Below are 15,386 nucleotides of genomic sequence, written 5' to 3' on the forward strand. Positions count from 1 at the left end.
GAGGAAGCGATACATCATGTGTTGCCCATTAAGCGAGAAGAGCGAATATACCCGAGAGCCGTGAAGCCTAAGGCAAAGAAATACCCCAATAAAAAGAAAGCCAGTCAGCTTAACTGACTGGCATTAGCCAAAAGGCTGCTTTTTATTAGTGATTTATTCATCAGTCACGCAGGTGCGCGCCGAATTTCTCACCCAATAGTGCTACAACTGCTGCAACTGCCTCAGAAATATCACTTTCTTCAAGCGTGCGTTCAGTTGACTGCAGGCTCAGTGCAATCGCAAGGCTCTTCTTGCCTTCTTCAACACCTTTACCTTTGTACAGGTCAAACAGCTTGGAACCGGTCACCAGCGCGTTGTCAGTATCCAGACATGCACGAACCACGTCTTCTGAAGCAACGTCGTCAGCAACGATAACTGCGATGTCACGACGGTTAGCCGGGAACTTGGAAATCACAACTGCCTCTGGGATAACACGGGTGTTGATCGCAGACCATTCGATTTCGAACACGATAGTACGGCCATTCAGACCAAACTTCTTCTCAAGCTCTGGGTGAACCGTACCGATGTAGCCGACAACTTCACCGTTCACTTCGATTGCTGCAGATTGACCCGGGTGCAGTGCTGGATGCTTCGCCGCTTTGAAGCTGTAGTTCAGCTCGTTCGCAGTCAGCTCCAGGATCGCTTCCAGATCGCCTTTCAGGTCGAAGAAATCTACTGTGTTCGTTGCAATGTCCCAATGCTCTTCAGAGCGAGGCCCCGCAATCACACCAGCCAGCATCATCTCTTGCAGCATGCCGTTTTCAGCATCTTCGCAAGGAATGAAACGCAGACCTGCTTCAAACAGGCGTACACGTGGCTGTTGGCGTTTCTGGTTGTAAGCAACCGTGTTCAGCAGACCCGTCCACAGGCTCAGACGCATTGCTGACATATCTGCAGAGATTGGGTTTGGCAGGATCAGTGGCTCAACATCCGGCACAATCAGTTTCTGTTGGTTTGGCTCAACGAAGCTGTAAGTAATTGCTTCGTGGTAACCACGGTCAACCAGCAGGTCACGAACACGTTTCAGCGGCTGTTTCGCTTCTTTGTGCTCGTTCATGTTCAGGGATGCAACAGGCGCTTGGTTTGGAATGTTGTCATAACCGTAGATACGGCCAACTTCTTCAATCAGGTCCTGTTCAATCGCCATGTCAAAACGCCATGAAGGTGCTTTGGCAGTCCAGCCCTCTTCAGAAGCTTCAACTTCACAACCCAGACGAGTCAGGATATCAACCACTTCTTCCGAAGGAATATGGTGACCCAGCAGGTTGTCCAGCTTGATGCGACGCAGAGAGATTGTCTTCGCTTTAGGCAGGTGCTCTTCAGACTCCTGGCCTACGATTTCGCCCGCTTCACCACCACAGATCTCGATCAGCAGTTGTGTTGCGCGCTCCATTGCCTGCTGCTGCAGTGCTGAATCTACGCCACGCTCGAAGCGGTGTGAAGAATCTGTGTGCAGACCGTAGCTACGTGCGCGACCACGGATTGCGTCAGGTGCAAAGAATGCAGACTCTAGCAGTACGTCAGTGGTGGTTTCAGCATTTACGCCAGAATCCTGACCGCCAAAGATACCTGCGATTGCCAGCGCTTTGTTGTGGTCAGCAATCACCAGAGTATTGTCGTTCAATTCAGCTTCAGTACCGTCCAGCAGAGTCAGTTTCTCGCCCTGCTTCGCCATACGCGCAACAATACCACCTTCAATCTTCGCCAGATCGAATGCATGCATTGGTTGACCTTGTTCCAGCATCACGTAGTTAGTGATGTCAACGATTGGGTCGATAGAACGGATACCGCTGCGACGCAGTTTTTCCTGCATCCACAGAGGGGTTGCGGCTTGAACGTTCACACCTTTAACAACACGGCCCAGGTAACGTGGACATGCCGCAGGCGCTTCGATAGCAACTGACACTTTGTCTTCGATGGTTGCAGCAACGCTTTCGATAACCGGCTGACAAACTTCTGCACGGTTCAGAACGCCAACTTCACGCGCCAGTCCTTTGATGCTCAAACAGTCTGCACGGTTAGCCGTCAGGTCAACATCGATGGTCACGTCGTTCAGCTTCAGGAATTCGCGGAAATCAGTACCGATCACTGCGTCCTGTGGAAGCTCCATGATGCCGTTTGATTCAACGTCGATGCCCAGCTCAGAGAAAGAACACAGCATGCCGTGAGATGGTTGGCCACGCAGTTTCGCTTTTTTGATTTTGAAATCGCCTGGCAGTACCGCACCCACAGTCGCCACAGCCACTTTCAGGCCAAGGCGGCAGTTTGACGCGCCACAAACGATGTCCAGCAGCTCTTCACCGCCAACGTTAACTTTGGTTACACGCAGTTTGTCTGCATCAGGGTGCTGGCCACACTCAACCACTTCACCAACCACGACGCCGGTGAACTCACCCGCTACCGCTTCAACGTCGTCTACTTCCAGACCCGCCATGGTGATTTGGTGTGCCAGTTCTTCGCTGTTTACCGCAGGATTAACCCACTCGCGAAGCCAGGATTCACTGAATTTCATTTATCAATTACCCCAATGCTTACTTGAATTGTTTCAGGAAACGCAGATCGTTCTCGAAGAACGCACGCAGGTCGTTCACGCCGTAGCGCAGCATGGTCAGACGCTCTACGCCCATACCGAATGCGAAACCTGAGTATTTTTCTGGGTCGATACCAACAGAACGCAGAACGTTCGGGTGAACCATACCGCAGCCCAGTACTTCCAGCCATTTACCGTTTTTGCCTTTTACGTCTACTTCTGCAGAAGGCTCAGTGAATGGGAAGTATGAAGGACGGAAACGTACTTCCAGATCTTCTTCGAAGAAGTTACACAGGAAGTCGTGCAGGATGCCTTTCAGCTGAGCGAAGTTAACGTTCTCGTCAACCAGCATGCCTTCTACCTGATGGAACATTGGGGTGTGAGTTTGGTCGTAGTCGTTACGGTACACACGGCCAGGGGCGATAAAGCGCAGTGGCGGTTGTTTCTCTTCCATAGTACGGATCTGTACACCTGAAGTGTGGGTGCGCAGCATCAGATCTGGGTTGAAGAAGAAAGTATCGTGGTCAGTACGCGCTGGGTGGTCTTCCGCAATGTTCAGTGCATCAAAGTTGTGGAATGCGTCTTCGATTTCCGGACCCGTTTCTACCGTGAAGCCCAGCTCACCAAAGAAGCTCTCAATACGCTCGATAGTGCGGGTAACAGGGTGAATACCACCGTTTTCAATGCGACGGCCAGGCAGGGTCACATCAATCGTTTCAGCAGACAGTTTCGCTTCCAGCTCTGCGCTTTCCAGTGCAGTTTTGCGCTCAGACAGCAGTTGCTGAACAGCTTGCTTCGCTTTGTTGATGCTTGCACCCGCTTCGCGGCGTTCTTCCGGTGGCAGTTTACCCAACTGCTGAAGCTGAAGGGTCAGCTCACCTTTTTTACCCAGGTACTGTACGCGTACCTCATCCAGAGCCGCAACAGTATCAACCGCTTCGATGGCAGCCGTTGCGTTGGATAGAATCTCTTCTAGTTGTTGCATCGTTTCCTCATCTACCCACTTGGGCAGTGTCCTACAGGGAGTAATAGATATACCAATTCTCGGAGCAAAATCAGCGCTGAACTTGTGGTAAAGCGATAACAGAAAATGCTCTGGGAATTGGTATAAGACGTAACGCTACATAGTAAATAAACCGAAGCCTAAATCCAATCTGAAATACACGATAAGTGCTTGTCATGCTTATTTCATCGCCATATTTATTCACTGAAATCAGGTTCATTCAGTAAGGTGGCTAATTGTTGACACAAGAAGGTGATTTTTCGCGGATTTTAGGCATAGAAAAAGGGGAGCCGAAGCTCCCCTTTCTCACAAAGTCTATTCTGTAATAAATTACAGAGCAGCTTTCGCTTTCTCTACCAGAACAGAGAATGCAGCTTTGTCGAATACAGCGATATCAGCCAGGATCTTACGATCGATTTCGATAGACGCTTTCTTCAGACCGTTGATGAAACGGCTGTAAGACATACCGTTTTGACGAGCCGCAGCATTGATACGTGCAATCCACAGTTGACGGAATTGACGTTTTTTCTGACGACGGTCACGGTAAGCGTATTGACCAGCTTTGGTAACTGCTTGGAAAGCTACGCGGTAAACACGTGAACGTGCACCGTAGTAACCTTTAGCTTGTTTCAGAACTTTCTTATGACGTGCACGAGCTTGTACACCACGTTTTACGCGAGGCATTATGTCTCTCCTAAACTAATTCGTTAAAAATACTAAGAAAAATTATGCGTATGGAAGCATACGAACAACTGCACCAATTTCGCACTTAGGCAGAATTGAGTTTGGACGCAGTTGACGTTTGTTCTTAGTAGAACGCTTAGTCAGGATGTGACGCTTAGTAGCATGCTTGTACTTGAAACCGCCGCCAGTTTTCTTGAAACGTTTAGCAGCACCTTTGTTTGCTTTCATCTTAGGCATGATGAATAACTCCGCATTGTATGCAATTAATAACAGTGTAATTTGGCGAACAAAGAGGCTATGCCCGAAGGCATAGCCTCTCGTTACTTGTATGCCGAAATTACTTCTTCTTAGGGGCAAGAACCATGATCATTTGACGACCTTCGATCTTCGTTGGGAAGCTTTCTACTGAAGCGATTTCAGCAGTGTCTTCCTTCAGACGATTCAGAACGTCAACACCGATATCCTGGTGCGCCATTTCGCGACCGCGGAAACGGATAGTGACCTTGACCTTGTTGCCCTCTTCAATAAAGCGAACCAGGTTGCGTAGTTTTACCTGATAGTCGCCAATATCGGTTCCAGGACGGAATTTAACTTCCTTGATCTGGACAATCTTTTGTTTTTTCTTCTGCTCTTTCGCAGCCTTACTCTTTTCGTAGATGAACTTACCGTAGTCCATCACACGACATACTGGTGGCTCGGCATTAGGGCTAATTTCTACCAGATCAACACCAGCATCTTCCGCTACTTTCATTGCTTCATCGTATGAAACAATACCAAGCTGTTCACCGTCGATACCTGTCAGACGTACTTCACGCAGACCACGAAGTTCTTCGTTCAAGCGGTGAGCATTTTGTTTAGCCGGGACTTTTCTTGCGCCTTTAATACCTTATTCCTCCAAAATATTAAGAGTTCGGGTGCGAACTTCGTTCTCGAGCAGAGAAACGAATTCGTCAATTTTATATTTACCCAAGTCTTTACCTTTGCGTGTACGTACCGCGATTTCGCCAGCTTCCATCTCTTGGTCGCCGCAAACCAGCATATATGGTACGCGCTTCAAAGTGTGTTCGCGGATTTTAAAGCCAATCTTCTCGTTTCTCAAGTCTGCAGACGCTCTAAATCCTGCTTTTTGCAGTTTTTTCGCTACTTCCTGAACATATTCTGCCTGATTGTCAGTAATGTTCATGACTACAGCTTGTTGAGGAGCCAGCCAGCTTGGGAAATGACCTGCATATTCTTCAATCAGAATACCGATGAAACGCTCCAGTGAACCGAGAATCGCACGGTGAATCATTACAGGTGTGTGGCGTTCGTTGTCTTCGCCAACATAAGTTGCGCCCAAGCGCTCTGGCAACGCAAAATCGAGCTGCACAGTACCACACTGCCAAGCGCGATCCAAACAGTCATGCAAAGTAAATTCAATCTTAGGACCGTAGAACGCACCCTCGCCTTCCAGAATCTCGAATTGAATGTCCATTGAATCCAGTGCTTCCGCCAGCGCTTTCTCTGCGCGGTCCCACATTTCATCAGAACCTACACGCATTTCAGGACGGGTTGACAACTTAACCACGATCTCTTCGAAGCCGAAGGTCTTGTAAGTGTCATAAACCATCTTGATGCACGAAGTTACTTCTTGCTGTACTTGTTCTGGTGTACAGAAGATGTGTGCATCATCCTGGGTGAAGCCGCGAACGCGCATCAGACCGTGCAGAGCACCTGATGGCTCGTTACGGTGACAGCTGCCGAACTCCGCCATACGCAGCGGCAGGTCGCGGTAAGATTTCAGACCTTGGTTGAAGATCTGAACGTGACCTGGGCAGTTCATAGGCTTCAGTGCATATTCACGGTTCTCAGACTGAGTGGTGAACATGTAGTCAGCGTATTTGTCCCAGTGACCAGAACGTTCCCACAGAACGCGATCCATGATCAGCGGGCCTTTCACTTCCTGGTAATCGTATTCATTCAGTTTTGAACGTACGAATACTTCCAGCTCACGGAAGATAGTCCAGCCGTTGTGGTGCCAGAACACCATACCCGGCGCTTCTTGCTGCATGTGGTACAGATCAAGTTGCTTGCCCAGTTTACGGTGGTCACGCTTCGCTGCTTCTTCCAGACGCTGAAGGTGTGCTTTCAGTTCTTTCTTATCGTTGAACGCAGTACCGTAGATACGTTGCAGCATCTTGTTGTCGCTGTTACCACGCCAGTAAGCGCCAGCCACGTTCAGGATTTTGAAGTTTTGGCAGAAGCCCATGTGCGGAACGTGTGGGCCACGGCACATGTCGATGTATTCTTCGTGATGGTACAGACCTGGGCGATCGTCACGTGAGACGTTCTCATCCAGAATTTCCATCTTGTACGGTTCGCCACGTGATTCAAACGTATCACGCGCTTCCTGCCAGCTTACGTTCTTCTTAACAACCTGGTATTTGGTTTTTGCCAGTTCCTGCATGCGCTTTTCAATCGCATCAAGATCCTCTTGGCTCAGTGAACGGTCAAGGTCTACGTCGTAGTAGAAGCCATTGTCGATCGTTGGACCGATAGCCATTTTCACATCTGGGAACAGTTGCTTGATAGCGTGACCCAGCAGGTGAGCACAAGAGTGGCGGATAATTTCCAGACCGTCTTCGTCTTTCGCGGTGATGATTTCAAGGTTTGCGTCTTCAGAGATCAGGTCGCAAGCATCAACACGTTGACCGTTAACACGACCAGCGATACAGGCTTTTGCCAGACCAGGGCCGATGTCAGCAGCGACGTCGTAAGTGGAAACAGGGTTTTCGAAGGAACGCTGACTACCGTCAGGAAGAGTAATTACAGGCATTATTTCGTCCTATATACAGTGGTGCTACACACGCAGTAGCACTTGTTTTCATGAATTTGGCTCAGCGGAATAGGAATTGCGCCGCTGAGCTTGAAGGTTTTCCCGGGCGCGATTTTGTTACCAATCAAAATATCATCGCCAGAGCGAACAAGGATTGTACCCCCATTCAAAAAGAACGCAACTCAGATTAATACACTGTTGCTTACAGAGGATTTTATAGTCACGACGCTTCGATAGGGATTCGCTACAAACTTAGAACGCCGCCCAAAATACCGAGTGCAAAACGTACAGTTTCATGGGCTATTTGAAGTGAATTGGCAATGGAGAAACAAACACAGTGAACCAATTTTACCTGCTGCGCGTATTGGGGTTTGATGTTGCAATGCTAGAAATTTAGGCCTCGTTGGTACTATCCAAACAACGAGGCCTCTTTTTTATTTGATGTTCATGCAGTTAGCATAAAAGGTCGTGGTTGCCGGCCAGTCCGAGAACACACCTACCACACCCACATCTTTAGCCAGTACATCCAACAACTTCAGTGCATCGCCATCATTATTGGTGACGTCTTCGATGGATTGGTAATACCAGCCACCACCGCTTGCCAGCGGGCCCGAGCGTTCCAGCGTCCACGCTATCATTTTTAAGCCAGCAGCTTTTGCCTGTTTGGCATAATCCGAAGGAACAATTTCGCCATTTTCATTTACCGTCACCATCGCAAACAGCGGCGGTGCAATATATTCAACACCGGCATCCTTCAGTGCTTTCATATCTGACAAAGATGGCGCCCAGTTCTCATCATCGTACATACGTGAATCCAGATAGACTGCCTGTTCACCAAATTTTGGTTCATTCGCAATCCAGTATTTCACGTCTTCTATATTAAAGGACTGAGGGAAGACCTCAGAAGGCTTCACACCCGCCGCTTTATATTCGTCCAGCATTTTCTGAGCATATTCTTGCTGGCTGAAGCCTTGAAATGGCATCTCAACCGCTGGCGCTTTCAATTCTGGCGTCATTTTCACACCCAATTCTTTGAACAATGCAATGCTCTCAGCATGGGTCATCAAAGTACCGTTTGAGGCATACAGATCTGTACGCCAACCCGGTGTACCATTCATGTACTCTTCCGGTGTTGTCGCCATAGGGTTTCCACCATCCATTTTCCCTTTCAGGCGTTTAAATTCTTCCAGCGTGAAATCAGAAGTACGGCATTCCACTTGTGCTTTCTCGCCCGTATCAGGATCGGCAGGGGTAAATGGCACTGAACATTTTGCAGCAAGATCCGGATATGCAAGTACGTCCGTCGTGGTATGGAGGTCGCTCTGGGAGTGGCGGCAAACGAGCTGTTTATCTTTAGTGAAAGTCACATCACACTCGACAATGCCCGCCCCCATTTGCGCTGCTGCAATGTAAGATTCCTTAGTGTGCTCAGGAAACATCAGCGCCGCACCGCGGTGGCCGATAGAAAACGCACTCTTCTTTACCGGTTTGCCCAGACATTTTTCGAGTTTTGCCTTGAGTTCGCCCTCGTCCATGTCTGCCACCAAATACGCGGGACGCGGGCCTAATGTGTAGTCAGATGAGGCCATTGCAAAACCAGATGATAACAGTGAGACGGCCACGCCAATCTAGACGATTCTTTTCATGCATACACTCCTTAATTTAATGCGTTAACACAATGCGATGCTGGCGCATTCTGTCCTACCAAGATGACTGATTAGCGACAAAATCTTTACCGTTACGTGTCTGGTTAAGCTGTATTCTTTCAATTAATACACGACGTGTAATTTGAACTGGCCATGAAGCTTGTGGTTGATACCAAGCAAAAACTTGATTTTGGGTTAAGTGTCATACAACATGATTTGTATATACGAAACAACCGAGCAGATTGATGACAAAAGCGCCCCGCTTCCTACAAATCAAAACTTACATTGAAGAGCAGATCAGCAACCACACATGGGCTGTCGGTTCTCAAATCCCGACAGAGGCTGAGCTTTGCGAGCAGTTTTCGGTCAGTCGAATGACGGTGAACAAAGCTATTCGTGATTTGGTCAATGAAAGAAAGCTTGAGCGCACGCCACGCCTCGGAACATTCGTTTGCCAACCCAAGGCAGAAAGTCCTTTGATGGATATTCGCAACATTGCCGACGAAATCATCGCCCGCGGGCAAAACTATAACAATCAAATCATTAGCTTGTGTGAGATAAGCGCGCCAGAAGATGTGGCAATGCGATTAGGTATCCTACTTGGCAGTACCGTATATAAGAGTGAAATCGTCCATTTTGCTGATGGGATACCGGTACAGCTAGAAGTACGGTGGGTAAACCCTGCATTCGCGCCAGATTACCTGCGACAGGATTTTTCGAAGATCACGCCAAATCAATACCTTGTCTCAAACTGCCCCCTCAACACTATTGAACATACCGTTGAAGCGATCATGCCAACTGAAAGTATCGCCCGTCTGCTGCAGATGACCGTAAAACAGCCTTGCCTGTTATTGCATCGCCGCACCTGGAGTAACAACCAGCTAATCAGTGCTGCATTGCTTTACCATCCTGGTGATCGCTATAAATTGAGTGCACGGGCCGATCTCTAACTTACTCTGTCATTGCACAATTTATAGAAACTGGCCACTAGGGTTTACACCTTTTATCACATTTTCATAACACAGCATCTTGAATCCACCCTCTCATTTGTCTATACATTTATATATACAAATGACAGGTGAGAGTTATGAAACGGATATTCACTGACTGCCGGGTTGTTACCCTGGACACAGACATCAGTCAGCCTGACGGATATCAGGTTCGTGAGAACCAAATGATAGCGACAGAAAACGGTGTCATTACCGCTGTGGGTGAAAACCTGCCAACAGCGGGACATAACTTGGTCTCACTGCAAAACAAACTTGTCACTCCCGGGCTGATCGACGCCCATACACACCTCGTCTTTGCCGGTGATCGCTCCGGCGAGTTTGAACAGCGCTTGCAAGGTGTGCCCTATCAGCAAATCGCCTTAAATGGCGGTGGAATCCTCTCTACTGTCAATGCAACCCGAAACGCCTCACTGGAAGAGTTGGTGAAACTTGCCATTCCCCGCGCCAAAGCGTTAATGCGTGACGGCGTCACAACCATCGAAATCAAAAGTGGCTATGGCCTAAGTGTTGAACATGAACTCAAAATACTGCGCGCCGCCAAAACGTTAAAGGATTTGTTGGATATCAATGTCACAACAACCCTGCTTGGTGCCCACGCATTGCCACCTGAATTTAAAAACGACAGCAATGGCTATATCGAATTAGTCTGCAACGAAATGATCCCTGCCGCGGCTCAGGAAGGATTAGCTGATGCTGTCGATGTTTTCTGCGAAGGCATTGGATTTTCACCAGATCAAATGATGACGGTTTTCGAGGCTGCTCAACGCCATGGTTTGCACATCAAAGGACACACTGAACAACTTTCAAACCTTGGTGGCAGCGCACTGGCCGCAAAAATGGGTGCTCTGTCTGTCGACCATATCGAATACTTAACCGACGAAGACGTTGAAGCTCTGGCTGAAAACGGCACCGTTGCAACCCTGCTTCCCGGTGCTTTCTATTTCTTACGCGAAACGCAACAGCCACCCGTTGGACAATTGCGCCAACACCGCGTCCCTATGGCTATTGCCACTGACTTCAATCCCGGAACATCACCGTTTGCCAGCCTAACATTGATGATGAATATGGCCTCTACCCTGTTTGGCTTAACGCCGCAGGAAAATCTATATGGCGTTACCCGGCACGCCGCACAAGCTCTTGGGATGGGCAACAAAGGGCAAATTGCCGCTGGTTTTGATGCTGATTTTGCCGTGTGGGATTTAACCTCCCCTGCGCAATTGAGCTATCAAGTCGGGTTAGCACCACTTTGTGCGCGGTATCTAAAAGGAGAGCTCGCCCATGACGCTTGATCGAAGAATCTGGCAGGGTCGGACAGACCCTGAAGACGGTGAGCTAGGCCAGCGTTTTCACCAGAAAGTCAAAAGTGCTGAAGATGCCAAAACACCCGGCGTTATGCTGATGGGTTTTGCCTGCGATGAGGGTGTAGCGTGCAATAAAGGCCGCGTTGGCGCTTATGGAGCGCCTGTTGAAATCCGCAAAATGCTGGCCAATTTGCCCTGGCATCACGGTTCGCTTGCCCTTTACGACAATGGCGATATCCATTGCGATGACCACGACTTAGCCCGGGCACAAACACTGCTCGCCAATCAAATCGCTGAAGCGCTCAAGTATAAACAGTTTCCGCTTGTTCTGGGCGGTGGGCACGAAGTGGCCTGGGGATCATTTCAAGGCCTGGCTAACTACGTTGCACAGAAAAGCCCGGGTATCACGCCAAAGATTGGCATCATCAATTTCGATGCCCACTTCGACCTGCGCACACCATCTGGCGCATCACGGGCTGGCAGCTCGGGCACGCCTTTCTCGCAAATCGCCGAACACTGCCAAAAGCGAAATTGGCCGTTTCATTACGCCTGTCTTGGAGTAAGCCGCGCCAGCAATACCGAGGCCTTGTTTAATAAAGCCGAATCGCTGGGTGTCCTTGTTGTCGAAGATACTGACTTCTCAGCTGCTAACTTCACGGCGATTGAAGATCAGATAAGCACTTTTTTAGCCCAAATGGATGCCATCTATCTGACCATCGATATGGACGTATTCCCTGCAACTACAGCACCTGGCGTCAGCGCGCCTGCTGCCCATGGTGTTGACTATTCACTGATAGAACAACTTATCCGCACGATTACCGATGCCAAAGATTCGGACGGTAACCGAAAACTGAAACTGGCCGATATCGCAGAGCTTAATCCGCGCTACGACATCGACAACCACACATCACGGTTGGCTGCCCGGCTGGTCTGGACGATCACCCGCAGCCTCTCAACCCCAGAAGAACCTCAAGGAGTGACGCAATGAACGACCCACGTCTGGATTTGTCGCGAACCATCAAATCGCCAACAGGCACAACGCTGACTGCCAAATCCTGGTTAACCGAAGCTCCGCTTCGTATGTTAATGAACAACCTGCATCCGGATGTTGCCGAACACCCGCATGCCCTGGTGGTGTATGGCGGTATTGGTCGCGCTGCGCGTAACTGGCAATGTTTCGACAAGATCGTTGAAGTTCTGACCCGACTTGAAGATGACCAAACCTTGCTGGTGCAATCCGGCAAACCTGTGGGTGTATTCCCTACTCACAAAGATGCACCAAGGGTTTTGATTGCCAACTCTAACCTGGTGCCGCATTGGGCGAACTGGGAACATTTCAACGAACTCGATAAGCAAGGCCTGGCAATGTACGGCCAGATGACCGCGGGTAGCTGGATTTACATCGGCTCTCAGGGCATTGTCCAGGGCACCTATGAAACCTTCGTCGCGGTGGCAAAAAAGCACTTCGGCGGCGAAGCAAAAGGACGCTGGGTATTGACCGGCGGCCTGGGCGGCATGGGCGGTGCACAACCTCTTGCTGCGACCATGGCAGGCTTTTCAATGATTGCTGTTGAATGTGATGAAAGCCGCATCGACTATCGCCTGCGCACCGGTTATGTCGACAAAAAGGCAACAGATCTGGATGACGCGCTCGCCATGCTGCAGCAATCACTGGATGACAATAAGCCGGTTTCCATAGGCCTGCTGGGAAATGCTGCAGATGTATTTGCTGAAATGGTTAATCGCGGCATCACACCAGATGTAGTAACCGACCAGACTTCCGCCCATGATCCGCTGAATGGCTATTTGCCGCAGGGTTGGACGATGGAAGATGCAGCTGAAAAACGAAAAATTGATGAAGCAGCCGTTGTCGATGCTGCAAAAGCTTCCATGGCGGTTCAGGTTAAAGCCATGTTGGCGCTGCAATCACGCGGCGCTGCAACCTTGGATTACGGCAACAACATCCGCCAGATGGCACTGGAAAAAGGCGTTGAAAATGCGTTTGATTTCCCAGGCTTTGTACCCGCTTACATTCGTCCGCTTTTCTGCCAAGGTATTGGCCCATTCCGCTGGGCGGCACTTTCCGGTGACCCGGAAGATATCTACAAAACCGACCAGAAAGTGAAAGAGCTTATCCCGGATAACCCTCACCTTCACAACTGGCTGGATATGGCTCGCGAACGCATCCAGTTCCAGGGCTTACCGGCACGCATCTGCTGGGTTGGATTGAAAGACCGCGCCCGCCTTGGTCTGGCGTTCAATGAGATGGTGAAAAACGGCGAGCTGAAAGCACCGATCGTCATTGGGCGTGACCATCTGGATTCCGGCTCCGTTGCCAGCCCTAACCGCGAAACAGAAGGCATGATGGATGGTTCAGACGCAGTCTCCGACTGGCCCCTTCTGAACGCCCTGCTCAACACTGCATCGGGCGCAACATGGGTCTCGCTGCATCATGGGGGTGGTGTCGGCATGGGCTTTTCGCAACATTCTGGTGTCGTGATCGTCTGTGATGGTTCAGAAGACGCGGCTAAACGTGTCGGCCGTGTGCTTCACAATGACCCGGCAACCGGCGTAATGCGCCACGCTGATGCGGGTTACGGCATTGCGATTAATTGCGCCAAAGATCAGCAGCTGGATCTGCCATTGCTGGATTTACCGAATGTCCCGGTTAAAAAGTCATAAGGATCAAGGATGAACACGTTAACTATCACTCCCGGCGCACTGACACTGAAACAACTTCGAATGGTCAGCCGCGAGCCCGTCCAGATCGCTTTTGCTGACGGAGTACAAAGCCTGATGCAGGAAAGTGTGGATACTGTAGCCAGCGTCTTGTCAGAGGGTCGCGTTGTGTATGGCATCAATACCGGCTTTGGTCTGCTGGCCAATACCCGTATTGACCTCGACGATCTGGAAACGCTGCAGCGCTCTATTGTGCTTTCCCATGCTGCTGGTATTGGCGAATTTATGGATGACAAAACCGTCCGTCTGATGATGGTTCTGAAAATTAACAGCCTGTCCCGCGGCTATTCCGGCATCCGTTTTTCTGTCGTTGAAGCCCTGGCTCAATTGATCAATGCCGAAGTTTTCCCCTGCATCCCGAAGAAAGGCTCTGTCGGTGCATCCGGGGATCTGGCGCCCCTCGCCCACATGAGCACAGTGTTACTGGGGGAAGGTCAGGCCAGACACAAAGGTGAAATCGTTTCAGGTGCCATGGCATTGAAAATTGCTGGTTTAGAGCCAATTACTCTGGGGCCAAAGGAAGGCCTGGCACTTTTGAACGGAACCCAGGCTTCAACGGCCTTTGCATTGGAAGGCTTGTTTGCCGCGGAAGATCTTTACGCATCAGCAACGGCCTGCGGCGCATTATCTGTCGAAGCAGCACTTGGTAGCCGCCGACCGTTTGACCCACGGATTCACCGGGTTCGTGGTCACCGCGCACAGATGGATGCGGCCAATGCCTATCGTCACCTGCTGGAAATGAACAGTGAAATTGGCGACAGTCACCAAGGCTGTGAAAAAGTGCAAGACCCTTACTCACTGCGTTGCCAGCCACAGGTTATGGGCGCTTGCCTGCAACAAATTCGCCATGCCGCGGATGTACTGGAAATTGAAGCCAACTCAGTGTCTGACAACCCCTTGGTGTTCTGCGATGATGGCGACATCATTTCTGGAGGAAACTTCCACGCCGAGCCTGTCGCGATGGCAGCAGACAACCTGGCGTTGGCCATTGCTGAAATTGGCAGCCTGTCAGAGCGTAGAATGGCGCTGCTTATCGACAGCAGCTTGAGTAAACTGCCACCGTTTCTGGTCGACAATGGCGGTGTAAACAGTGGCTTTATGATCGCGCAGGTTACCTCAGCAGCGCTTGCCAGCGAAAACAAAACGCTAGCACATCCTGCTTCAGTTGATAGCCTGCCGACCTCCGCGAATCAGGAAGACCACGTTTCAATGGCAACCTTTGCCGGCCGCCGCCTTACCGACATGGCCGAGAATACCCGCGGCATATTGGCCGTTGAGTTACTTTCAGCCTGTCAGGGGTTGGATTTCCGCGCCCCGTTGAAATCCACAGCCAAGCTGGAGCAAATAAAGGCTGAGCTTCGCAGCCATGTCCCCTTCTACGACAAAGACCGGTACTTCGCACCGGACATTGAAAAGGCAAACCGCCACCTTATGGAAGCTTGCCACAATAAATATATGCCCAGCGAATTACTCCCCAGCTTTTAATGACACTCAACGCCTCCTTTCTGGGGGCGTTGCTCAATTTTGAGTAGATTATTCATTTCCAATGCAGAATGTGGGGGTTACCACACTTCACTCTTGTCAGATTGCGCTACTATTTTGTTATCACACCAATTTTG

General features: G+C 49.9%; 12 protein-coding genes. 5 read left to right on the forward strand and 7 right to left on the reverse strand.

The window, feature by feature from the left end; genetic code table 11:
- Positions 1–160: 160 nt before the first annotated feature.
- The 7 genes from pheT to KU854_RS15850 form a co-directional block, all read right to left on the reverse strand.
- Entirely contained in the window at positions 161–2,551 is a 2,391-nt protein-coding gene (gene pheT / locus KU854_RS15820; protein ID WP_218359419.1) for a phenylalanine--tRNA ligase subunit beta, read from the reverse strand.
- 19 nt (positions 2,552–2,570) lie between these two features.
- Positions 2,571–3,554, reverse strand: a complete 984-nt coding sequence (pheS, locus tag KU854_RS15825) for a phenylalanine--tRNA ligase subunit alpha (RefSeq protein ID WP_218359420.1) — start codon at positions 3,552–3,554, stop codon at positions 2,571–2,573.
- A gap of 348 nt (positions 3,555–3,902) precedes the next feature.
- Positions 3,903–4,256 (reverse strand): 50S ribosomal protein L20, encoded by a 354-nt coding sequence (gene rplT, locus KU854_RS15830; RefSeq protein WP_002540099.1) that lies wholly within the window; start codon positions 4,254–4,256, stop codon positions 3,903–3,905.
- 42 nt (positions 4,257–4,298) lie between these two features.
- On the reverse strand, positions 4,299–4,493 hold the full coding sequence (rpmI, locus tag KU854_RS15835; RefSeq protein ID WP_054778341.1) for a 50S ribosomal protein L35: 195 nt from the start codon (positions 4,491–4,493) through the stop codon (positions 4,299–4,301).
- Between the two features lie 100 nt (positions 4,494–4,593).
- Complete coding sequence (gene infC / locus KU854_RS15840; protein ID WP_218359505.1) at positions 4,594–5,139, reverse strand: translation initiation factor IF-3; 546 nt, start codon at positions 5,137–5,139, stop codon at positions 4,594–4,596.
- Between the two features lie 3 nt (positions 5,140–5,142).
- Positions 5,143–7,071, reverse strand: a complete 1,929-nt coding sequence (gene thrS, locus KU854_RS15845) for a threonine--tRNA ligase (RefSeq protein WP_054778339.1) — start codon at positions 7,069–7,071, stop codon at positions 5,143–5,145.
- A gap of 434 nt (positions 7,072–7,505) precedes the next feature.
- Positions 7,506–8,660 (reverse strand): glycerophosphodiester phosphodiesterase family protein, encoded by a 1,155-nt coding sequence (locus tag KU854_RS15850; RefSeq protein ID WP_218359421.1) that lies wholly within the window; start codon positions 8,658–8,660, stop codon positions 7,506–7,508.
- Between the two features lie 302 nt (positions 8,661–8,962).
- Here KU854_RS15850 and hutC point away from each other — a divergent pair, with 302 nt between their 5' ends.
- The 5 genes from hutC to hutH all read left to right on the forward strand — a co-directional run bounded on the left by hutC (position 8,963) and on the right by hutH (position 15,252).
- Positions 8,963–9,667 carry a histidine utilization repressor gene (gene hutC / locus KU854_RS15855; RefSeq protein WP_218359422.1) on the forward strand — a complete coding sequence of 235 codons (705 nt, stop codon included), beginning with the start codon at positions 8,963–8,965 and terminating at the stop codon, positions 9,665–9,667.
- A 137-nt stretch (positions 9,668–9,804) separates the two neighbouring features.
- Positions 9,805–11,016 carry an imidazolonepropionase gene (gene hutI, locus KU854_RS15860; protein ID WP_218359423.1) on the forward strand — a complete coding sequence of 404 codons (1,212 nt, stop codon included), beginning with the start codon at positions 9,805–9,807 and terminating at the stop codon, positions 11,014–11,016.
- Positions 11,006–12,016, forward strand: a complete 1,011-nt coding sequence (gene hutG / locus KU854_RS15865; RefSeq protein ID WP_218359424.1) for a formimidoylglutamase — start codon at positions 11,006–11,008, stop codon at positions 12,014–12,016. Before hutI ends, hutG begins: the two co-directional genes overlap by 11 nt.
- Positions 12,013–13,710, forward strand: coding sequence for a urocanate hydratase (hutU, locus tag KU854_RS15870; RefSeq protein ID WP_218359425.1), 1,698 nt, complete (start codon positions 12,013–12,015; stop codon positions 13,708–13,710). Before hutG ends, hutU begins: the two co-directional genes overlap by 4 nt.
- A 9-nt stretch (positions 13,711–13,719) precedes the next feature.
- Complete coding sequence (gene hutH, locus KU854_RS15875; RefSeq protein ID WP_218359426.1) at positions 13,720–15,252, forward strand: histidine ammonia-lyase; 1,533 nt, start codon at positions 13,720–13,722, stop codon at positions 15,250–15,252.
- Positions 15,253–15,386: the final 134 nt, after the last annotated feature.

The sequence above is a fragment of the Enterovibrio paralichthyis genome, assembly GCF_019209835.1.
In the GTDB taxonomy this organism is placed as follows: Bacteria; Pseudomonadota; Gammaproteobacteria; order Enterobacterales; family Vibrionaceae; genus Enterovibrio; species Enterovibrio paralichthyis.

Coding starts and splice junctions, on each gene's coding strand:
- pheT (WP_218359419.1), bottom strand. CDS start 2,551: ATGAAATTCAGTGAATCCTGGCTTCGCGAGTGGGTTAATCCTGCGGTA.
- pheS (WP_218359420.1), bottom strand. CDS start 3,554: ATGCAACAACTAGAAGAGATTCTATCCAACGCAACGGCTGCCATCGAA.
- rplT (WP_002540099.1), bottom strand. CDS start 4,256: ATGCCTCGCGTAAAACGTGGTGTACAAGCTCGTGCACGTCATAAGAAA.
- rpmI (WP_054778341.1), bottom strand. CDS start 4,493: ATGCCTAAGATGAAAGCAAACAAAGGTGCTGCTAAACGTTTCAAGAAA.
- thrS (WP_054778339.1), bottom strand. CDS start 7,071: ATGCCTGTAATTACTCTTCCTGACGGTAGTCAGCGTTCCTTCGAAAAC.
- KU854_RS15850 (WP_218359421.1), bottom strand. CDS start 8,660: ATGGCCTCATCTGACTACACATTAGGCCCGCGTCCCGCGTATTTGGTG.
- hutC (WP_218359422.1), top strand. CDS start 8,963: ATGACAAAAGCGCCCCGCTTCCTACAAATCAAAACTTACATTGAAGAG.
- hutI (WP_218359423.1), top strand. CDS start 9,805: ATGAAACGGATATTCACTGACTGCCGGGTTGTTACCCTGGACACAGAC.
- hutG (WP_218359424.1), top strand. CDS start 11,006: ATGACGCTTGATCGAAGAATCTGGCAGGGTCGGACAGACCCTGAAGAC.
- hutU (WP_218359425.1), top strand. CDS start 12,013: ATGAACGACCCACGTCTGGATTTGTCGCGAACCATCAAATCGCCAACA.
- hutH (WP_218359426.1), top strand. CDS start 13,720: ATGAACACGTTAACTATCACTCCCGGCGCACTGACACTGAAACAACTT.